This window comes from Pyrinomonas sp., assembly GCF_040289685.1.
Taxonomy (GTDB): domain Bacteria; phylum Acidobacteriota; class Blastocatellia; order Pyrinomonadales; family Pyrinomonadaceae; genus Pyrinomonas.
The window spans coordinates 1-21,374 of the sequence record NZ_PSLQ01000065.1 but is presented as its reverse complement, the minus strand read 5'-3'; the positions used below and the strand labels follow the sequence as shown (position 1 = coordinate 21,374).

Genomic DNA, 21,374 nt, shown 5'->3' with positions numbered 1-21,374 from the left:
AAGACGCGAAAAGGCACCGATATCCACGCCCTCTTTCACCGCTTCCGCGGCATCTTCCGGCGACGCGACCGAGCCTTTTCTCGGCACGATTCCGATGACCGGAACCTCGCAAAGTTCTTCTATCATCGACGGGTTGGTCAACTCAGCGACGTCGGTCGTCTGCGGGTCATATCCGGAAACGACCACGCCCAATACCTCCAATCCACGACTACGCGCGTAATGCACGGTGAGGAACGTGTGATTCAAAGTCCCCAACGTAGCGCGCGCGACGATCAGAACGGGCAACTTGAAATCGAGCGCCAAGCTCGCCATGTCATAACCCCTTTCGATCGGCACGGAGAGACCGCCTGCGCCTTCGACGATGACCGTATCGTATCTCGAAGAGAGATGCTCCCAAGCTTTTCGGATGGCAGCGAGATCGACGCACCGCGCGGCGCGTCTTGCCGCGACGAGCGGGGCCAGCGGCTCAGCATAAGCGCATGGGACGACCACTTCGCGCGGCTCTTCGATGCGCGCGGCTTGAGCCAAAAAGGCGCCATCAGAAAATGTGCCTTCGCGCGCCATCGCAAAAAGGTCGCCAGAGAGAACGACGCCCGTCTCGATCGGTTTCATGACGCCGACTTTGAAGCCACGCTCGACCAACCAGCGGGCTATCCCTGCGCCGAAGACCGTCTTCCCAACCCCTGTGTCCGTGCCGGTGATGAAGAAACTTCTCAACACGCTCCCTCTATCTCCGTTTGCGAACCTGTGCAAGCCCTTGATGCGCGCACGCCGCGTCTCGCCGTTTCAGGCACCGCAGTTCCCGCACGCCACATCGCGCAAGATTGCGCGAGTATTCCCCTCGCTACATTCTTGGCGTCGAGGGCCCCCGGCTGCGCGCCGTGGGGTGTTTGACTCGCGCCTTCGTTCTCCTCGCCGCTTTAGAGCTTTGATCCCGTCTCGAAGTAGTGTCAAAAACTCCCGTGCAAGTTAACCTTTCGCCAGCGCTGCAAGATCGTCTCTCGTCGCGCGAAAAGCTTCGCACAAGATATGCGACATCTCCTGCAGCTCTTCGAGCGTCGAAGCGAGCGGCGGCATGAAGATCAGGACGTTGCCGATGGGGCGCACCAGCAATCCTCTCTCGCGCGCCGCATGAGCGACCCGCCATCCGACTTGATCGCGATAGGCGAATCCCTCTTTGGTCGCGCGATCTTTGACGAGTTCGATTCCGACCATGAACCCAGCTTGTCGGACGTCGCCAACGAAAGGCTCTTCGGCAAGCGGAAAAATCCACGCGGAGAGCGCCTCGATCTTTTCGGGCAACCGCGGCAGCAACTTCTCTAAAAGCTCGAGGTTCGCTAGCGAAACGGCGGCGGCGAGCGGATTGCCGGCGTATGAATGGCCGTGAAAGAAGGTCCGGCCCGAATCGACTTCGCCCAGAAAAGCCTCGAATATCTTTTCGGTCGCAAGCGTCGCGCCGATCGGAAGATACCCGCCCGAAAGGCCTTTGCCCAAGCAGAGCAGATCGGGCGCGACATCTTCGCCGTGGCAGGCGAACATCGGGCCTGTGCGCCCGAAACCGGTCGCCACCTCATCCACGATCAGCAGCGCCCCGTATTCATCGCAGAGCCGGCGCAAACCGCGCAAAAAGCCGCGCGGTGGAACGATGATCCCGCCAGCGCCTTCGACTGGTTCGACGATCACCGCCGCGATCTCGTCTCGTCGCCGACGCAAAATCTCCTCCGCCGCTTGGAGGCTTTCTGCTAGCGGATCGGGAGCTGCACTGCGATACGGATACGGATAAGGCACGCGCGGGTGCGGCGGGAGCAGAGCGGTGAACGGCCAGTGAAACATCTCATCAGGCGAGACGCCGACCGCGCCCAGAGTATCGCCGTGGTAGTTATTGTGGAAGCCGAGGACGAGGTGTTTGGTTGGCGCGCCTTGATTCGCCCAAAACTGCACGGCGATTTTGATCGCCGCTTCCACCGCTCCGGCTCCGTTGTCCACGTAAAAGACGCGCGTCAAGCCTCGCGGGGCGATCTTCGCCAATTTCTCCGCCAACAATATCGCCGGCACGTTGCTCATCCCGAGCAAGGTCGAATGCGCCACTTGTCCGAGCTGTTCCGTGAGCGCGCGGTTCAGCTCCGGAACGCGATGGCCGTGAACGTTCAACCAGATCGAAGACGTGCCGTCGTAGTAAGCGCGCCCGCGCGTATCGAACAATCGCACGCCCTCGCCGCGCACGATGATGAGCGGATCGTCCGCGATGTACTGCTCCATGTGCGTGAAAGGGTGCCACAAATGCGCCTTATCGAGCGCCTCGAGCTTTTCGTCGCTCAACCCAGTCTTCTCCCCTCGCGTTTGCGTCGCTTCGGCAGGCGACGAAGCCTGAATTTGCCGTTTGGTCGCTTTCTCCCTCGCCGTAGTCTCGGCGGTCCTTCGGTTCAGCTTGCGCGGTAGCTCTTTCATGACCGATCAAATAGCTCCGATTCGTTCCCTCCAAACAGATGACCCGACGCGCGTCGTTCAAGCTCCGAATTGCGGTCGGGCGCTGCAATGCCGAGTCGCGACTGCGCGCCCGCCGCGCGGCACACCCCGTTCAAGATCAGAACCGCTCCAGCTTCCAGCATCCCGGCGCCGACAGAGGTGAGCAGCAACAGATCACCTCTTTGCAAGCGCCCCTCGGAGCGGGCCACGTCGAGCGCAAGAGGAATGGTCGCCGCTGAGCTATTGCCGCATCGGTCAACTACCTCGACCGTCTTCTCAGGGCCGATGCCCAACAATCTTCCGGCTTCGCGGATTAACCGGCGATTGGCTTGGTGCGGAACCCACCAGCGAACATCTTCCGCTGTGACGTTGGCTCTGGCGAGCGCGATCTTTCCGGCTTCGGCCATGCGTCGCACGGCGTGACGAAAGAGGCTTGAGCCGTCTTTGATGCGCATGAAGTGTCGCCCTGCGGCGACCGCTTCGGGCGTCAACGGCTCACGGCTGCCGCCAGCGCGAACGAGGATCTCGTCCCAACGTGAGCCATCCGCACCGAGATAAACGCTCAACAATCCTCTGCCGGGAACCGCGACCACAGCGCCTGCGCCATCGGCAAACAGGGGCGCTGTTGCCGGATCGCGCTGGTCCACCCGCCGCGAAAGCACGTTCGCCCCGATCACCATCACCGCGCAACCATGCGCTTCGCCGTAGGCATCGCCGAGCGCGAGCGCATAAATGAATCCAGCGCACGCGCCAGCAAGATCGATCGCGCCAGCTCGGCCCAAACCGAGCCTGTGTGCTACCCGCGGAGCCGTCGGCGGCAAAGGATGATCGGGAGTGCTCGTCGCCAAGATCAACAGACCGATCTCTTCGGGCTTCACTCCGGCATCGAGCAACGCGCGTTGGCCGGCACACACGGCGAGATCGGAAGTCGCTTCTTGGGGCGCCGCGACCGGTCTTGCGTGCACTCCGGTGCGCTTGGCCACCCATCCCGCTTCGAGTCCGAGGGCGCGTTCCGTCTCGTCGCTACGAACGCGCCTCTCAGGTAGAGCCGAACCGATGCCGATCAACTTCATCGTCGCTGCTGCTGATTCCTCGCTTCTTCGACCGACTTTCTCGCGCGGCTCAAGCGCGTCCGCTGTGCGCACGAAAGACGTGCGCCGCGCAACTTACGCCGACCGGCTTTCAGCGCGGACCGAGCTACGCCCTCGACAACTGAACCCACGCGTGAAGCGGCGGGACACCATTACGCTTGTTCGTCTCCGCATCGCTCCTCTTCGACTTCAGCTTCAAAACCTGCTGGAAAACCCAGAGCGGAATCTTTCAACGAGAAGCGCATCACAGGCCGTTCGGAAAAGCATCGAGCGCTTGGGCGATCTGCTCCGAAGAGTGCGTCGCCATCGGAGCAAGGCGAATCCGGCTCGTGCCTTGCGGCACCGTCGGCGGCCTGATCGCCGGAGCGAAAACGCCGGCGTTTTCAAGATCAACGGCGAGTTTAAGCGCCTGTTCCGCTTCGCCGATCATCACCAAGAGCATCGGGGCCAGCGGGTCGCCTTTCACTTCGTACCCTTTCTCTCGCAATCCATCGCTCAAGCGCCGACGGTGCTCACGCGCCGCTTGTCGTCGCCACGGCTCACCTTCGACGACCTTTAACGCACACAATGCGGCAGCGGCCAGCGCTGGAGAGATGGCCGTGCTGTAGATGAACGCGCGAGCGCGATTGACGATGAAACGGATCAACGCCTCGCTTCCGACGACGAAACCGCCTTGCAAACCGAGAGCTTTCGACAACGTGCCGATCTGCACAGGGACGCGATCTTCGATGCCGAAGTGCGCCGCCGTTCCCCTTCCGCCGGGGCCAATAACCCCCGTCCCGTGCGCATCGTCAACGACGAGAAGCGCATCCAGCTCTTCACAGAGTTCGACGAGTTCCGGCAACGGAGCGAGATCGCCATCCATGCTGAAGACGCCATCCGTGACGACTATGCGCGCGCCGCGCTTCGAAGAGGCGCGAAGCAATCTCCTCAAGTCATCCACGTCCGCGTGCCTGTAGCGACGAACTTCGGCGCCCGAAAGCCGCGCGCCGTCGTGCAAGCTCGCGTGGACCAACGCGTCGAGAAAGATCGCGTCGCGCGGCGTCGCCAGCGCGCTCAGCACGCCGACGTTGGTCGCGTATCCGCTCGAGAAAACGAGCGCCGCCTCGGTCCCCTTGAAGCTGGCGAGCCCGGCTTCCAACCTTTCGTGCGCCTCCAGATGGCCGCAGACCAACGGCGAGGCGCTAGCGCCCAACCCATAAAGTTCGAGCGCCTCTTTGGCCGCGGCGATGAGACGCGGATCATCGGCCAAACCGAGGTAGTTGTTGGAAGCCAGATTGATGAGCCGCTGGCCTTTTGCTGTAATGACCGGCCCAGCGCGATCGAAACGCCGCAACTCGCGACGCAAGCTTCGCGCTGATAAGCGATCGAGCGTCTCAGTCCACTGAACGCGCATGGACTCTTTCGGCCTCTCCTCTTTCGCACGTTCGTTCCCAAACCGGTTCGAGCCCCAGATCCCGCAGCATGCTCCAATCGGCTTCGGCAGCTTGTCCCTTTTCCGTCAAGTAATCGCCGAGGAAGATGCTGTTGGCGATCAACAACGCTAGCGGCTGCAAAGCTCGCAGGTGGATCTCGCGTCCGGCGGAAGCGCGCAGTTCTGATTGCGGGTTCACCAAGCGGAAGACGGCGAGCACACGCAAGCAACGCCACGGAGTCAAATCTCGCACCGTGCGTCCATCGCCGAGCGGCGTCCCGCGAATGGGGATCAGGAAGTTGACGGGAATCGAATCGGCGCCGAGTCGGCGCAAAGAGTAGGCCAGTTCGACGATCTCTTCATCGGTTTCGCCCATGCCGACGATGACGCCCGAACAGAGCGAGATACCGGCACCTTTGATCGCCGAGATGGTTTTGAGGCGGTCGGCGTAAGCATGTGTCGTCGTGATCTCGCTGTAACGCGCAGCGCTTGTATTCAAGTTGTGGTTGTACGCATCGACGCCAGCGCGTTTGAGCGCGTACGCTTTTTCCGGATCATCGAGCAATCCCAAACAAGCGCAGACTTCAAGCGGCAGTTCAGCCTTGATGCGCTGCGTCGCTTCGGCGACGCGCTCTATGTCGCGCCACGTCGGGCCGCGCATGGCCGTGACGATACAGAAGCGATGGGCTCCGGCTTCATATGCCTTGCGCGCTTCGGCCAGCATGCTCGCCGGATCGAGCATCGGATAGCGTGCGATCTCGCTCGCGGCATGGCGCGATTGCGAGCAGTAGCCGCAATCTTCCGGACAGAAGCCGCTCTTGGCGTTGAGCAAGACGTTGACTTTGACTTTGTTGCCGAAAACAGCCCGCCGCACGCGCCACGCCGCGTCAACCAAAGGCAAAGTCTCCGCATCAGCAAGCCGCAAAAGCGCCAGCGCTTCGTCTTCGGCGGGAGGTTGATTGCGAAGCGCGTTTTCGACCAGCGAATTCCAGTCCATTGGTTTCACCTTCCTCGATGGATCAAAGAGAGCTTTTCGACCGAACGCTTTCGTCTCTCGTAACCGGTTTTCGGCGATGACGAGGCGTCCGCGTTCAGAAAATTTTAGGTTCAACCGAATCTAGCAGAATCGAGATCCGCAGCGAAAGCTAGCGCCATCAGTCAACTTTCGTCCAACTCAGCGGACGATATGACGCCGGCTTCGTAAAGATCCAACAGATGAAAGCCGACGATGACCAGCGCGTGATCGATCACGCCGCGCGCGATCAAGTGCGCGACGTCGCGCCGCGAGATCAAACGAACCACCGTCTGCTCCGTGCCGTCGGAAGAGGGCGCGCAGATCTGTTCGACATCTTGCGCGAGGAAAGTATGTATCCAGTTGTTCTGGATTGCGGGATTGGGGCGCGCCCGACCGAGCGCGATGATTCGACGCGCACGGTAGCCCGTCTCCTCCAACAGTTCGCGCGCCGCCGCCTCGCGCGGCGTCTCTGCGCCATCTACCATGCCACCCGGAATCTCCAACGTCACCTCGTCCGTTCCATGACGGTACTGTTCGATCATGACGACGTGGCCGTCGCGCGTAAGCGGCACAACGTTGATCCAATCGGGCGCATCGAGCAGGTAGAAGTCGTGGGCGCGGTCGCCGCGCGGATCTATGTTTCGATGGCGTTCGACGCGAAAGACGCGACAATCGGCCACGTGCTCGACGGCCACCGACCGCCAGGCCAACTCTTCGCGCGCGGCGTTGAGTTCCTTCCGTAGCTCTTCCACGTCGTGTATTGTGCGCGTTCGGTCGCTCATGACTCGATGATCTCCACGCGCGGCTTGATCTCCGATTTCGGGATCAAGCTGGGCCAGTAAGCGACCACTTCTTCGACCTTCGGTCTTCCACCAGCGAAACCGGTTACTGCGGGCGGACCGGTCAGAATAAGCGGCGCGATCTCTTTGGTGAAACGCTCGACCGCCGCTCGATCTTGTCCGCGCACTCCAACGCGCAGTTGCACTTCGGGGATATCGGGCGACGGTTCGCCCGCCAGCGGCCCATGCGTCGCGTTGACGCCGACGTATTCGGTCAAGATTTGATCGAACTTCAAGCCCAAACGTTCGAGCCGAGCGCGCAAGATGCGATCAGCGGCCTTGGCCTTTTCGTAGGCTTCGGGCCAAGCGTAGACGAGCGTGCCGACCGCCTTGTAGCCAGCAAAGTAGCTGATCGAAACTTTCAACTGATCCGTGCAGGGTCGCCCCTTGATGCCGAACACGCGGACGCGATCCGGACCGGCATCTTCGAGTCGAATGGTGGTGAAATCGGCGATGCAATCGGGCGTGATGTAAGCGCGCGGATCGCCCATCTCATAGACAAGCTGTTCTTTGACTGTTTGGATCGAGACGCGCCCGCCCGTCTTTTCGTGCTTGGTGACGATGAACGTCCCATCGGGATGAGCTTCAACTATCGGATAACCGACATTGGCCAAGTCTGGGATCGATCGCCACTGGTATTGACAGTTTCCGCCGGAGCATTGGGCACCGCATTCGATGATGTGGCCAGCGACCGTTCCAGCAGCGAGGCGATCCCAGTCATCCTCTTTCCAATCGAATTCGTAGATCATCGGCGCGAGCGTCAATCCCGTGTCGGTCGCGCGTCCGGCGATGACCACTTGCGCGCCGTTGCGCAACGCCTCGACGAGCGGCCACGCGCCGAGATAAGCGTTGGCGCTCTGGACGCGGTCGCGCACCGTGGCGAGCGGCGCGCCCGTATCCATGTTGCGAAGCTCGATGCCGCGCGCGAGCAGATCGTCCAAGCGATCCATGATGTCGTCGCCGGTAACGGTTGCGATGCGCACGCGCAGCCCCAGTTCGCGCGCCGCGTCGCGCACGGCGATGGCGCAACCGTGAGGGTTAACGCCGCCAGCGTTGGTAATGACGCGGATCCGTCGCGCGACGCACGTTGGAAGTATCTGGCGCATCAGCGGGACGAAATCGCGCGCGTATCCGGCGTTCGGGTCGCGCGCGCGCTGTTTTTGCATGATCGACATAGTGACTTCGGCCAAATAGTCGAGCATCAGGTAGTCAATTGGTCCTTCTTCCACCTGCCGCACGGGCGCGTCGATCATGTCGCCCCAGAAACCTTGACCGCTGGCAATGCGAATCTTTTCTCTCATCTTCAGGGTCCAGTGTAGATCAGCGTTCGCTCTAACTTTGCGCGAATCATGCGCGCGCGGTCAACTCGAAGGGGGAGATTATCTATCGAAACGCGACGAAAAGAGAAATGGAGATGGCAGTAGATGGGCGCGCGCACATAGTCTGCACCTATCGGAGCGTAAGCGAAAGGAGCTCGAAACCATCATCAAACGCGCGATCTTTTGAAGCGATTCCCAAAAGACGGATCGCGCGCGAAATCTTTTGGCTTCGCCCGCAAGCGCGTGCGCGCTTTGTCGTCAGGGCAAAGGTTTGATGCGCGGGTTGAGTTCGCGCGCCCTCTTGTATGCGGTTTGCGCTTCTTGCGTGCGCCCCAGACGTTGCAACGTGCGCGCCAGATGGTAATAAGCTTGCGCGTTTCGCGGATCGAGGCGCGTCGCCTCCTCAAACCTTTCAACCGCCGCTGGCAAGTCTCCGGCGCTGAGTTTGGCGAGACCTGTGTTCAGCGCAAAGACGGCCGCTTGCATGTTCGACTTCAGCTTGTTCAAGCGAGCTGCTTCTTGGAACTCGCGTCGTGCGCCTTCGAGATCGCCTTTTTGACGCAGCGCCGTGCCGAGCGTGTTGTGAATCTCCGGCGCTTCCGGCGCAAGCCGCAACGCTTGGCGAAAAGCGGCAATGGCGCCGTCGAGATCGCCGCGCTGTTGCAACGCCGTACCGAGCGCATAGTGCGCCTCGGCGTAACTGGGCTTGACACTCACGGCGGCGCGGAAAGCTTCTACCGCACGGTCGAGCTTCGATTGTTGCATGAAGATAACGCCGAGCGTGTAGTGCGCTTCCGGCAGAGATGATTGCAAATTGATGGCGCGCTCCAGTTCGGCGATGGCATCGTCGAACCGGTCTTTCTGTTTGAGCGCGAGCGCTAGATTGTAGTGGGCTTCAGCGTTGTTCGGATCTATCTCGATGAGCCGCCTGTATTGCGCGATGGCCCCGTCGTAATCGCCTTTCTGAATCAATGCCATGCCGAGATTGTGATGGGCGATGACGTTACGCGGATCGAGCTTGAGCGCCGCGCGAAAGGCTTCGATCGCACCGTCGGGATCGCGCTTCTGCACGAGCGCGAGACCCAAGTCATTGTAAGCTTGGACGAAATCCGGACGCAGTTTGATCACGGTGCGAAAAGATTCGATGGCGCCATCGAGATCTTCGTCTTGTTGGAGGACGAGTCCCATGGCGTGGCGCGGCTCGATCTCATTGGGCGAAAGACGCACGGCGGTGGAAAGCGCTTCGAGCGCGCCCTGCACGTCGCGCGTTCTCTGCAACGCGAGGCCCAAGTAGTAGTGCGCGTCCGCGTGATTTGGCATCAGTTGCGTTGCCTTGCGTAGCGCGGCGATGGCCCCCGGTATATCTTGCGTGAACCAACGCGCCGTGCCGAGATAGTAGTAGGCCTCTCCGTAATCGGGTTTCAACCGGACCGCCGCTTCGAACTCGGCGATGGCTTGCCCCAGCAGCCCCTTGGTGCCAAGCGCGAAGCCCAAGTTCAGATGGGCTTCCGGCCATTCGGGGCGCAACTCGGTCGCCATCCTGAACTGTTCGATGGCGCCGTCGATCTCCTGCTGCTTCAACAAAGCGATGCCGCGATTGTAGTGTTCTGCCGCCAGCGCGCGGTTCTTCCGTTGAACGTCGGCAACAGGCGCGCGGCGGCGTGCCCCTTCGCCCTTTTTCTGCGCGGCGGCGAGAGAACAAAGGAGCAGGAAGAGCGCAAACAGAGCGAGCGCCGATCTTTGTCGAATCATGTCCACCTTCAACTCCAAACGCCGGGTTCTCGCGCGCGGTTCATCTCTTCTCGCGTCGCGCATCTGACGCAAGTCCCATCAGCTCACTTCTTCGCGCCGTTCTGCGTGCGGATCACCCCGACGCCTTCGCGCACGGTGATGATCTGATTGACGCCCAGATCGCTCAACAGGTCGATTTGGCCGCTGGGCCAGCGGATCTCGAGCTGTTTGATGCGCGTGGCGCGTCCGACGCCGAAATGGACGCGCAGGTCGTTTTGCGAATAGTAGCTTCCGCCGCTTCTCACCTCATCGATCTGCGCGCCGTCTTCCGTCACGCACTTAATGCGCGCGCCGATGCCATCGCGGTTGGACTTGACGCCGACCGTTCTGATCTTGATCCAGTTGTTCTGACCGCTCGTTTCGGCACGGAGCAATTCCGGATATGCGTTCACGGGGTTGATCAGAACATCTATGTCGCCGTCGTTGTCGTAATCGCCGAAGGCGGCGCCGCGAGCGGGCGTGGGTTCGAGCACGGCTCCGCCGACCTTCTCCGAGATGTCTTCAAAGCGTCCATTGCGCAAGTTCTTGTAGAGCACCTTGCGTTGAGCGTATCCCGCTTCGGTGGTCAACTTTTCAACTTCCGGATAGACGTGGCCGTTGACGAGAAAGATATCGAGCCAGCCATCGTTATCCATGTCGAAGAAGCCGCACCCCCAACCGAGCCAGCGCGTGTTGATCCCTATGCCGGAAGGGAAAGTCACATCATCGAAGATCGCTTTGCCGATGTTGCGGTAAAGCGTTGACGTATCGCCGGAGAAATTGGTCTTGAAGATGTCGAACCATCCATCGCGGTCATAATCGCCGGCGGCGACGCCCATGCCAGCTTGCGGTTTGCCATCAATGCTGAAGGCGCATCCGGCTTCGATGGCGATATCGGTGAACGTTCCGTCGCGGTTGTTGCGATAAAGGGTTGCCGGGGCCGAATCGTTGGCAACGTAGATGTCTGGCCAACCATCGTTATCGAAGTCGGAGACGACGACGCCGAGTCCATATGTGCCGTTGTTCTTGGTGATGCCCGACTTATCCGAGACATCGGTGAATGTGCCATCGCCGTTGTTGCGGTAGAGCATGTTGACGCCGCCCTTCAAACCGGGCGGACCGCAAGCGACCGTCAGACCTTTGTACAGACACGGTCCGGTCTCCGGCAGCGGAGCGGTCTTCGGATCGAAATCTATGTAGCTGGCGACGAACAGATCGAGGTTGCCGTCGCGATCGTAATCGACAAAAGCGCAGCCCGATCCCCACTTCGTTCGGTTGTTGGCGACGCCCGCCTTTTCCGCCACTTCCGTGAAGGTGCCGTTGCCGTTGTTGTGATAGAGGGCGTTTCGTCCGTAGTAACTGACGAAAAGATCATCGTGACCGTCGTTGTCGTAATCACCAACGCAAACGGCTTGGCCCCATCCAGTCCGCACGAGGCCAGCCCGTTCGGTTACGTCCTCGAAAGTGCCGTTGCCGCGATTGCGATAAAGGCGGTTTGTCGGAAGCGGATCGCGCGGCGGCCCGTCGAGGCGCGTTCCGTTGACCAGGAAGACGTCGAGCCAGCCGTCGTTGTCGTAATCGAAAAAGGCTGCGCCACAACCGGTGGTTTCAAGCAGATAACGGTTGCGTTTCTCGTCGCCGTAGATCGTTTTGGCCGTGATGCCGACCTGCTGCGCGACGTTCACGAATTTGACGGGCGCCTCGCTGTTGACTTGCGGAAGCGCTGTGGAGAGCAGCGAAAGCGCCGATACCGAGAGCGAAACTAATCGCCGCAAGCAGTTTGCCGTTGGTCGAAAGGATAGACCGAACATCTATTCAACACCTCACGCGCAGCGTCGCGCTTCCAAAAACGGGTTCGACCGCACACGCGCCCGCATTTGCCGCGCGGCGAACTTGATTGTTTCGTCACATCATAGTTAATTCTAGTTTGTTGGCTCAAGCAGATTGAGATCGCGCCCCTTTCGCTCGCAGCTACGGCAAGCGATCCGAGGGAGTTTTTGCGTGTCTTTCGACGCTTTGACGGAAAAGGGATCACCCGTCAGCGGAACGACGCTGGCGGCGTTTGGGCATCGCGATTTTCGGCTCTTTTGGTTGGGGCAGCTCATCTCGGTGACCGGCTCGCAGATGCAGCTTGTCGCCATCAATTGGCACGTTTACGTCTTAACCGGGTCGGCTGCCGCGCTCGGCCTAGTCGGATTGGTGCGCGTGCTACCGATCATTGTCTGCTCGCTTCTGGGCGGCATCGCCGCCGATGCGCTCGACCGCAAGCGTCTAATGCTCGTCACACAGAGCATCATGCTCATTTCAGCGGCGCTGCTTGCCGCGGTGACGGCACGCGGTCTGCAGAGCGTATGGCCCATCTTTTTATTGACGGCCATCTCGTCGGCAGCGACGGCCTTCGATAGCCCGGCGCGGCAAGCGTTGCTTCCGCGACTCGTGCCGCCGCGCGACTTTCCGAGCGCCGTGACGCTCTCGTTCATCGTCTTTCAAGTGGCGCTGATCGTCGGTCCGGTGCTGGCCGGTTTGTTGCTCGGCAGAGTGGGACCTGCGGCGGTGTACGCGCTCAACGCCGCGTCTTTCATCGCGGTGATCATCGCGCTGCTTTTCATCAGGGCGAGCGGAGCGGTCGAATCCGCCAATGGCAACGGCATCAGTTGGCAGGCGTTGGTCGAAGGGTTGCGGTTTGTCTGGCGCACGCCGATCATCGTGCAAACGATGACGCTCGATTTCGTCGCAACGTTTTTCGCCTCGGCGACGGCGCTGCTCCCGATCTTCGCGGCGGACGTATTACAGGTCGGCGCGCGCGGGCTTGGTTTTTTGGCTGCGGCGCCCGCCGTCGGCGCGATCATTGCCGGGACGCTGCTCGCGCGCGTGCGGCAGTGGCAGCAGCCCGGGAAGACGATCGTGCTAGCCGTCGTCGTTTACGGTGCGGCGACGGCTCTCTTCGGTCTTTCGCGTAACTTTTGGTTTTCGCTCCTGATGTTGGCCTTGACGGGCGCGGCGGACACCGTGAGCACCGTGCTGCGCCAAATGATTCGTCAGCTCGCCACGCCGGATCACCTGCGCGGACGCATGACCTCGGTCAACATGATCTTCTTCATGGGTGGTCCGCAGTTGGGCGAGTTCGAGGCTGGCATCGTCGCCGAATTCATCGGCGCGCCGCTTTCAGTCTTCACTGGCGGCATCGGGTGCATTCTGGCTGCGCTCGTCGCGCTCTTCAAAGCGCGCAGTCTGCTGAGCTACAGGTTGCCGGATGGAACGGCGGAGCGTGGGCCAACGCGGTGAACGCTCGGCATCGGCAAGCTTCCGCAACGCAAGACGCGGGGTTCAATTGGGAAGGGACCGGACCAGTCGCGCATCGGCGAGCTTCCGCAACGGCAGATCACGAATTTCGCCCATCGAAGCGACGCTCGTCCGTTTATTTTTCGCGCGCCTTGACGCCACTCTTTGTCTCGTTCGCGGCGGCTGTGTTATGTTGAAGCGGCTCGAAGTAGGCTCTGCTGAAAGAACCCATTCGTCTCGCTATGTTTTCTGACCCTCGAACCTCTTCGGCAACGACGCGCGCGCGACTGCGCGAACTAGCGGCTGAACTACAAGAACTCGAAGCCAAGCTCCGCCTCGGTGGCGGCCCCGACAAGATCGAGCGACAGCACGAACAAGGGAAACTGACGGCACGCGAGCGCATCGACTTGCTGCTCGATCGCGATTCTTTCGCGCAAGAGATCGGCTTGCTGATCGCTTACGATCAATACGACGGAGCAGCGCCAGCCGCTGGCGTGGTCACCGTCATCGGTCGCGTCGGCGGGCGCGAAGTGGTCGTCGTCGCCAACGATGCCACCGTCAAAGCTGGTTCGTGGTGGCCTGAGACGATCAAGAAGATCTTGCGCGCGCAAGAGATCGCCATGCGTTCGCGCGTGCCGATCATCTACTTGGTTGATTCAGCGGGCGTCAATCTGCCTTATCAAGGCGGCGTCTTTCCCGGCCAATACGGCGCAGCGCGCATCTTCTACTACAATTCGATCATGCGCCGTTACTTGCGCGTGCCACAGATCGCCGCCGTGATGGGACCGTGTATTGCCGGCGGCGCATATTTGCCCGCGCTATCGGATGTCATCGTGATGGTCGAAGGCACTTCATTCATGGGTTTGGGCGGCGCAAACTTGGTCAAAGGTGCGACCGGGCAGACCATCGACAACGAAACCTTGGGCGGCGCCCGTACGCACACGGCCATCTCCGGCGTCGCGCACTATCGAGCGCCCAACGACGAAGCGTGCATTGCGAAGATCCGAGAGTTCATCGCTGAGCTTCCGCCGCCAGTGCGCATGCCAGCCTCCATCGGCGAGGCGCGCGAACCCGGACGCCCAGAGACGGACATCTACGATCTTTTGCCGGATGACCATCGCCAGCCATACGATGCTTACGAAGTTTTGAAATGCATACTGGATGATGGACACCTAGATGAGTTTCAAGCCGACTACGCAAAGGAGTTGATCACTGGGCACGGGCGCGTGCGCGGCATTCAAGTCGGCGTGCTGGCGAACAATCGCGGACTGGTCCGTCCGGCAGGCGGCGGTCCGCCGCGTTTCGGCGGCATCATCTACACCGAATCGGCTGAAAAGGCCGCTTATTTCATCGATCTCTGCGACCGTCACCGAACGCCGCTCCTGTTCATCCAAGATGTTTCCGGCTTCATGGTCGGAGCCGAGGCCGAACATTCCGGGATCATCCGCGCCGGCGCACGTTTCGTTGAGGCAATGGCGACGGCCACCGTGCCGAAGATCGTCTTGACGATCAATCACGCTTCGGGCGCTGGCTACTACGCAATGGCCGGACAAGGCTTCGATCCCGATTTCATCTTCAGTTGGCCGACCGGCAGAATGGGTGTCATGGAAGGGGAGTCGGCGGTGCAGGCCGTGTTTGGTACGCAGCTCGAAAAGTTGAAGCGCGAGGGGCGCGAGCCGGATGAAAAGCTCAAAGCTGAAATGGAGAAGGTGCGCGCCGATTACGAGCATCAATTGGATGCGCGCTTTGCGGCGGCGCGTGGCTACGTTGATGCCGTGATCCTGCCCGAACGGACGCGCGATGCGTTGGAGCTAGCGCTGCGCGTCAGCCTGAACTATGGAGGGCCGCACCTAGGGCCGTTCGTCCTCCCGCCTGCGCTCATCGGCGCGCCGTTTCAGTGATCTTTCCGGATCTTTCGGCGCAAATTTTTTTGCTGCAATACGTGCCATCTTGTGACAAACTAAGCTGGCTGATCGCCGCCGAAGTCTTTTTGAGTTTTAGTCCAAGATCCCCCGGTGGTGCTCGGGCGCGCCACGGACGCCTGCGACCGACGCCGGGCGCGCCGTCGGCAGAAGACGCGCGAAAGGCGGAGCCGACGAAGTCTTGGATCGGAAGCCTGATCTTGGAAACGATTTAGCTTTTCGGTTCGCGCACCTTCCGCCGGAAACCCCAGATCACGGTCGCGAACAGGATCACGCGCGTTCAAAGCGCGCGAAATTCACGAAGGGATTTGAGGAGAGAGGACAATGAGGACCAAAAGCGCAACGAGACCGTTGCTTTCCCTGTTGGCCTTGGGATTAATGACCGTCCTTGCAGTTGCAGATCTCGTTTGGGCAGCGCAGACGCAAAGCGACACGACAAGCGTGCAAAACACGCCGAACACGCAAGCCGCGCCACGTCGTGGCCGACGCAACGCGCGTCGCAATACCGCGCGTCAAGCCGATCAGCAAGGACAGCAACAGATGGATCAGTCGAGCCAACAAAGCCAGGAGATGACCGGTACGGCCGAGCAGAATGGACAGCAGTCCGGCGAAATGGACCAGCAACCCGCAACGCCGACTCGACGTCGCGGGAGAGGGCGACGGCAAGCGCGCGCCGCATCTCAGGCCGCTGGACAGACTCAAACCGGCACCGCCGAACAACAGCAGACCGGGACGATGGGGCAAGCTCAAGCCGACACTCAAGGTCAAACCATGACGCCGAGCGAGCAAACCGATCTTTCCGGCACCTACACGGGCACGATCAACTTCCCCGATGGCGGCATGTCGGGCGAAGCGACGCTTACCATTCAAGGCAACACCTTCACCCTAACGAGCGGCGGAACGACCAAGACCGGACGAGTCACGGCCGTGACCACGCGCGGTTATACAGCAGTCACCATGCAGTTCGACGGCCAAGCGAGCGGCGGTCAACAGACTGCGCCAGCGATGATCATCTCGCTACGCGCACGACGCAATGGTGATCGGTTGACCTTGACGAGCGTGCGCGGCGAGCCGCGACAATTCTCGTTCACCTCAGGCACAACGGCGCAAGCACGCCGCGGTCGAAGCCGCAGTCGGAAACCCAACATGAACGCCAATCAAGCTGCGCCGACTCCATAAAATAACCGGCAAGAGACCAAAGCTAACGATGCGGGCGGAGACTTCTCCGCCCGCATCGCGCTTGCCGGAAGTCGCCGTGCAACGCAGCGTCCTTTTCGCCACATCGACTGCGCTCGTGGTAATACCGCCCAATGAGTTTCTCGTGCGATGGGAGGCTTTTCTCGGCTTGATTTTTCGTCTGCGGTTCGCTGGCGAGACCAATCCGCCGAAAGGAAGCTTCGCGGATCTTGCGAGACGAATCTCGCCTTCACAGAAGCATACGTTCTTCAGCGCCGTGCGCGAGGTCATCGCTCGCTCCCGGAAGAAGGAACAGAACTCTCTGGCCTTGCGCGATTCGAGTTCGCGCGACGAAGCTCCGCTGTTTGGACCTTGCCGCTGCCTTCGCGAATCGTCACGAGCCGATTGCCTTCCACATCCTTGAATCTTTCGACCGTGCCGCTGGGCCAGCGCACTTCGATCAAGTCCGCCTTCCGATTACGCCCCAAGCCGAAATGCAACCTCGGATCGTTGTACGAGTAGTAGCTCGATTGACTCGAAAGCTCCTGCGTCTGCGTTCGCCCACCGACGGTGAGACGCACGCGCGCGCCGATGGCGCTGCGGTTTGAGCGCGTGCCGATGAGCCGCACTTTGATCCAATTTGCATCGGCGTTCGTTTTGCCCGCACCGTTGATGAGCTCGTTTCTGAGCAGCGAGGGACGATCGTTCATGTTCATGATGAGCACATCCATGTCGCCATCGTTGTCGAAATCGCCGAACGCGCATCCGCGGCTCGACTGCGTTTCAGTCGCCCCCGGACCGCTCGCGGTCGTCACGTCGAGGAAGCGCCCGTTGCCGAGATTGCGGTAAACGAGGCGTGGCCCTTTGTAAGGGTAATCCTTGAACACCTTTTCCACTTCCGGATAGACGCTGCCCGTGACGATCATGATATCGGGCCAGCCGTCGTTGTCGAAATCGACGAATCCGGTTCCCCATTGGACGTAAGGCAAGTGATCAAAACCGGCAGCGCGCGAAGCGTCTTCGAAAAAGCCGCGTCCGGCGTTGCGATAGAGAACGGGCAGATCATCGGCGAAATGCGTCTTGAAGATATCTAACAGACCATCGCCATCGTAATCGCCGACGGCAACGCCCATACCGGCCTGCGGCTGTCCATCTTCGTTGTAGGCCGTGCCCGTTTCGAGCGCGACATCGGTGAAAGTTCCATCTCGATTGTTGCGGTAAAGCGTGCTCGCCGTCGAATCGCAGGCGACGTAGATATCTGGCCAGCCGTCGTCGTTGTAATCGAGCACCACCGCCGACATGGAGTACCGCCCTTGCACTTTGGCGATACCCGAAGGTTCCGAAACGTCCGTGAACGTACCGTCGCCGTTGTTGCGGTAGAACAGATTGGTGTCGGTCGGCAACCCTTTCGGACCGCAGTTAACTGGAATCCCTTTCCACAAGCAGTTTGGTCCCTTGCCCGGTTCGGGCGCAGTGGCGAGATCGAACTTCAAGTAATTGGCGACGAATAGGTCCAAGTCGCCGTCGCGATCGTAGTCGATGAAAGCGCAGCCCGATCCCCAACGCGTGCCGCGCGTGGCCAGCCCAGCGCGTTCGGTGACGTCCGTGAACGTCCCGTTGCCGTTGTTGCGGTAGAGCGCGTTCTGCCCCCAGTAAGTCAAAAAGAGGTCTTCGTGCCCGTCGTTGTCGTAATCGCCGATGCAGACCGAAGAGGCCCACCCGGAGCGCGCAAGGCCGGAGCGACGTGTAACGTCGGTGAACGTGCCATCGCCGTTGTTGCGGTAAAGTCTTGTCGTTGGCGCTTTGTCCGGGGGAAATCCTTCAAGGCGCGTGCCGTTGAGAAGCAGCACGTCCAGCCAACCGTCGCCGTCGTAATCGAAGAAAGCGACACCGCACCCGTTGGTCTCGATGATGTACCTCTTGCGCTCGATGCCGCCGTAGATGATCGGCTCGGTCAAGCCGGCTTGCAAAGCGACATCGACGAAGCGCGCCGCAAACTCTTGGCGTTGCCTATCCTCACCTCTGAGAGGCACCGATGCAAACGCAAGCAAATGCGCACACAAGATGAGCAACACACGTTGCGCTGCGGCTTGCCGAACGCGCTGTAAGAACGCGCTACGCGCTGCCGATGATGGAACATTGCAGATGCCGGGCTGCGCGATCACTTGGCCGAATCTTTTTGCCACACGAACTCGCCCGCAACTCATCTCTTCACCCTTCCACTCTTCGGAGACGATTCGATCTCGATGCGCGCTCCTCAGATCGCGTTCGTTCGCGATGCGCCCGCAAGCCTTGATCCGTTGAGGGTCGAAAGCAGAAGCGCCCTCGCTTGGTGACCGCGCGTTTACCAGCCGCGCCTTCGGTCAAGGCGCGCCCGCTTCGCCTTGTTGCGACGAACGGCCAGCGCGGCGGAACTCGCTACACCGCAAAAGCTTGCAACCGTCGCAAACAGCCACAGCGAATGACCGAGGTCGCTTACATTTACAGCCGACTTCACGACCAAAGATTTCAGCTCCAGCGAGCGCAGCTCAATTTCCGCCCGCGAGCCGCAACCTCTCGGCTAGTTCGAACTCCCTTTTCGCCTCTTCGTGCCGATTTGCCTGTTGCAGGACTTGCGCGAGCAGGTGATGCCCCGAATAGTTGTTCGGATCCATCCGCAGCGCGCGCCGCAAGACGTTCTCGGCGTTCGCCAAATCGCCTTTCTTCAAATAGACCTTGCCGAGGACGATGTATGGCCCGCTGAAGAACGGGTTGAGCCAGATCGACTGTTGCAACGGAGCGATCGCTTCCTCCCAACGCAACTGCCGCGTGTAAGCTTCACCGAGTCGGTAATATGCCATGGCGAAAGCGGGATTGATGGCGAGTTCCTTCTTGAGAAGTTCGATTCCCTGATCGATGTTGGCTTTATAGATCGCCAATTCGCCGAGCAGGAAGTTGGCTTGCGGCAGACGCCCATCGAGTTCCAACGCGCGTCGCAGTTCGCCTTCCGCCAATTCTTCAAGTTGTTGCCTGATCATCATCTGCGCATTGACCAGATGCGCGGCAGCCGATTCCGGCTCCAACCTGAAGATGCGCGCGAAAACGGCGCGCGATTTCGCCGTCTCGTGCGATTGGATGTAGCAATTCCCGAGCGCGTAGGATATCTCGACGTTCTCCGGCGCCAATGCGGCTGCTTCTTCGAGTCGCGGGATTGCCTCTTTGATGTGCCCTTGAAAGTAATGCGAAAGCCCTAAAAGTTGCACCGCTTGCCGATACTGCTTGCCGCCGCGCGGCGCGCTGGCAACCGACCGAGAGAAGTGTGTGGCGGCAGAAGGGTAATCGCCCTTGCCGTAGTAGGCGAGCGCCAGAAGGTGGTTGAGCTGCGCGTCTTCGCCCTTCACCATGGGCTTCAAAAGAGCGATCACCGCATCCATCTGTCCTTGGCTGAGCAGGACTTGTGCGCGATCGATGAGCTGCTGCCGGTCCGTCGCCGCCGACGCTTGGGCCCCAACCTCTAGCATCAACGCGAGCACACAGGCGATGCAACAGAGAAGACGACGCATATTCCTCGCTCCTCAATTTTTCGCTCTTCTTCGATGCAAGAAGCATAGTCTCTCGCGCACAGAAAGACAAATGGCTCCCCTCGCACCTCTCTGACTACGCGGTCAAGAACAGGAGCGTTGAAGCGCGCCCCGCAAAGCGACGGTCTTAATCAAGGTGGGCTATACGACAGCGGTTCAAGTTGAGAGATGTAACTTGGGCGAGAACGCTCCCACAGCTCTTTCCAGATCGATAGCCGCGCAGCGCGCCAATGAGCGCTCTCAGGCCAAAAAGGAGGTGCGCCCTTGCCTTTGAAGCAAAGACGCACCGCCTTAAACTGGCTCAGGCTTTCAGCGCACGTTGATCGTCGCGCCATTGCTTCGCTGCCCGGCGACGACCAAGGTCAGTTCCACCGTTCCGGCACCGCGAAGCTCAGGGATGAGTCGCACGATCACTTGATCGAAGAGCGCGGGGCGCAACGTCGAGCCAGCGAACTCGACCGGCAGTTGAAAGACGCGCCCGTCTTGCGTTCGCGCTTCGACGCTGACCGATTCCGCAACGTTAACGAGCAACTGATCGCCCAGCTTTACGTCGTTGGTCGGGTCGGAGTTAGCGGCCCGACTCAAACCGGTCGCAAAGAGCGTCACGCGCGTCGCATGACGACCGAAGAGCAAGCTATCAGTCTCGACATCGAAAGCGCTCGCGAACGAGCTATCCACTTCACCCAATGCGACCGCCGCGCCGCTGCCGCGGTCGCCAGAAGCGAATAGGCCCGGAGCGACATTGGCTACTGTCACGGTTCCGTAGGCGACGCGCCCATCCGACGACGTGACGATGATTTCTGTCCTTCCTGAAGCGGTACCGAGATCTGGCACGACGAAGATCACGCGCGTCGGCGAAGCGTAGATGAGAGGAGAAGCACGCCCTCCGACAACGACGCTCAAACCGCCGAGTTCAAACGGCAACTGTCCCCGCAAGAGCTGTTCGATACCTATCTGTTCGGTCCTCGCGCTGAGCGTCCCATCGCCGAGGACGACGGCTAGACTCGATGGAGAGATGTTCGGCGCGTAGCTCGCGCCCGAGCGCGCGTCCGCCTCGCTGATGTCGGGCACCGTGTTTGTCGCAAGCGAACCTGAGTTGCCTCCCGAAGTAGAGCTGGTCCCTTGCATTAGATCGTAAGCTCCTTGGAGTCGCGTCGCCGCCGATTGCACGCGGTTTTTCGCGGAAGGAACGACGCCCGCATCGAGCAGTGCAGCCGCTGAGCGCAAGAAGTAAATGGCTGCGCGAAGAGACTTGTCTATCTGTGCGCTGTTCACAAAACGGGTCGCTTCAGAAGCGAAGACGCTGCGCGCCTGTTCCACCGACTGAAGAAGCGCGGTCACTTGCGCAGGCGTCAAGTTAGATGAAGCCGCCAATTGCGAAGCGTTGTTGGCCGCCGCTTGCACCAGCGCCGGAGAGACCGGAGTTGGCGTCGGCGTCGGAGTTGGCGTTGGCGTCGGAGTTGGAGTCGGCGTCGGAGTTGGCGTTGGCGTCGGAGTTGGAGTCGGCGTCGGAGTTGGCG

Annotated in this window: 15 protein-coding genes; 3 read left to right on the top strand and 12 right to left on the bottom strand. The window is 60.6% G+C overall.

Going from position 1 to position 21,374, the window contains the following annotated elements:
• The 9 genes from bioD to C4334_RS12370 form a co-directional block, all read right to left on the bottom strand.
• Window positions 1–720: dethiobiotin synthase (bioD, locus tag C4334_RS12410; protein ID WP_352432402.1), on the bottom strand; the 720-nt coding region annotated here is incomplete at its 3' end.
• Between the two features lie 249 nt (window positions 721–969).
• A complete protein-coding gene (gene bioA, locus C4334_RS12405; protein ID WP_352432401.1) occupies window positions 970–2,448 on the bottom strand; it encodes an adenosylmethionine--8-amino-7-oxononanoate transaminase in 1,479 nt (492 codons plus the stop codon).
• Window positions 2,445–3,539, bottom strand: a complete 1,095-nt coding sequence (locus C4334_RS12400) for a 3-oxoacyl-ACP synthase III family protein (protein ID WP_352432400.1) — start codon at window positions 3,537–3,539, stop codon at window positions 2,445–2,447. The genes bioA and C4334_RS12400 overlap by 4 nt, the downstream gene beginning before the upstream one ends.
• A gap of 262 nt (window positions 3,540–3,801) precedes the next feature.
• On the bottom strand, window positions 3,802–4,953 hold the full coding sequence (gene bioF, locus C4334_RS12395; protein ID WP_352432399.1) for an 8-amino-7-oxononanoate synthase: 1,152 nt from the start codon (window positions 4,951–4,953) through the stop codon (window positions 3,802–3,804).
• Window positions 4,934–5,968 carry a biotin synthase BioB gene (gene bioB, locus C4334_RS12390; RefSeq protein WP_352432398.1) on the bottom strand — a complete coding sequence of 345 codons (1,035 nt, stop codon included), beginning with the start codon at window positions 5,966–5,968 and terminating at the stop codon, window positions 4,934–4,936. Before bioB ends, bioF begins: the two co-directional genes overlap by 20 nt.
• Before the next feature lie 161 nt (window positions 5,969–6,129).
• Entirely contained in the window at window positions 6,130–6,768 is a 639-nt protein-coding gene (locus tag C4334_RS12385; protein WP_352432397.1) for an NUDIX hydrolase, read from the bottom strand.
• Window positions 6,765–8,126, bottom strand: coding sequence for an acyclic terpene utilization AtuA family protein (locus C4334_RS12380; RefSeq protein WP_352432396.1), 1,362 nt, complete (start codon window positions 8,124–8,126; stop codon window positions 6,765–6,767). The genes C4334_RS12385 and C4334_RS12380 overlap by 4 nt, the downstream gene beginning before the upstream one ends.
• 276 nt (window positions 8,127–8,402) lie before the next feature.
• Window positions 8,403–9,896 carry a tetratricopeptide repeat protein gene (locus tag C4334_RS12375; protein ID WP_352432395.1) on the bottom strand — a complete coding sequence of 498 codons (1,494 nt, stop codon included), beginning with the start codon at window positions 9,894–9,896 and terminating at the stop codon, window positions 8,403–8,405.
• Window positions 9,897–9,979: 83 nt separating this feature from the next.
• The gene (locus tag C4334_RS12370) at window positions 9,980–11,725 is read right to left on the bottom strand and encodes a CRTAC1 family protein (protein ID WP_352432394.1); all 1,746 of its coding nucleotides are present in this window, start codon (window positions 11,723–11,725) and stop codon (window positions 9,980–9,982) included.
• Window positions 11,726–11,915: 190 nt separating this feature from the next.
• Between C4334_RS12370 and C4334_RS12365 the strand changes: the two genes are divergently transcribed.
• The 3 genes from C4334_RS12365 to C4334_RS12355 all read left to right on the top strand — a co-directional run bounded on the left by C4334_RS12365 (window position 11,916) and on the right by C4334_RS12355 (window position 16,297).
• The gene (locus C4334_RS12365) at window positions 11,916–13,199 is read left to right on the top strand and encodes an MFS transporter (protein ID WP_352432393.1); all 1,284 of its coding nucleotides are present in this window, start codon (window positions 11,916–11,918) and stop codon (window positions 13,197–13,199) included.
• 239 nt (window positions 13,200–13,438) lie between these two features.
• Window positions 13,439–15,097: an acyl-CoA carboxylase subunit beta gene (locus C4334_RS12360; protein ID WP_352432392.1), complete on the top strand. Its 1,659-nt coding sequence runs from the start codon at window positions 13,439–13,441 to the stop codon at window positions 15,095–15,097.
• A gap of 345 nt (window positions 15,098–15,442) precedes the next feature.
• Window positions 15,443–16,297, top strand: coding sequence for a hypothetical protein (locus C4334_RS12355; RefSeq protein WP_352432391.1), 855 nt, complete (start codon window positions 15,443–15,445; stop codon window positions 16,295–16,297).
• 284 nt (window positions 16,298–16,581) lie between these two features.
• Here C4334_RS12355 and C4334_RS12350 read toward each other — a convergent pair whose 3' ends face one another.
• The 3 genes from C4334_RS12350 to C4334_RS12340 form a co-directional block, all read right to left on the bottom strand.
• Window positions 16,582–18,501 (bottom strand): CRTAC1 family protein, encoded by a 1,920-nt coding sequence (locus C4334_RS12350; protein ID WP_352432390.1) that lies wholly within the window; start codon window positions 18,499–18,501, stop codon window positions 16,582–16,584.
• 321 nt (window positions 18,502–18,822) lie between these two features.
• Complete coding sequence (locus C4334_RS12345; RefSeq protein ID WP_352432389.1) at window positions 18,823–19,836, bottom strand: tetratricopeptide repeat protein; 1,014 nt, start codon at window positions 19,834–19,836, stop codon at window positions 18,823–18,825.
• Window positions 19,837–20,163: 327 nt separating this feature from the next.
• Complete coding sequence (locus tag C4334_RS12340) at window positions 20,164–21,129, bottom strand: hypothetical protein (RefSeq protein WP_352432388.1); 966 nt, start codon at window positions 21,127–21,129, stop codon at window positions 20,164–20,166.
• Window positions 21,130–21,374: the final 245 nt, after the last annotated feature.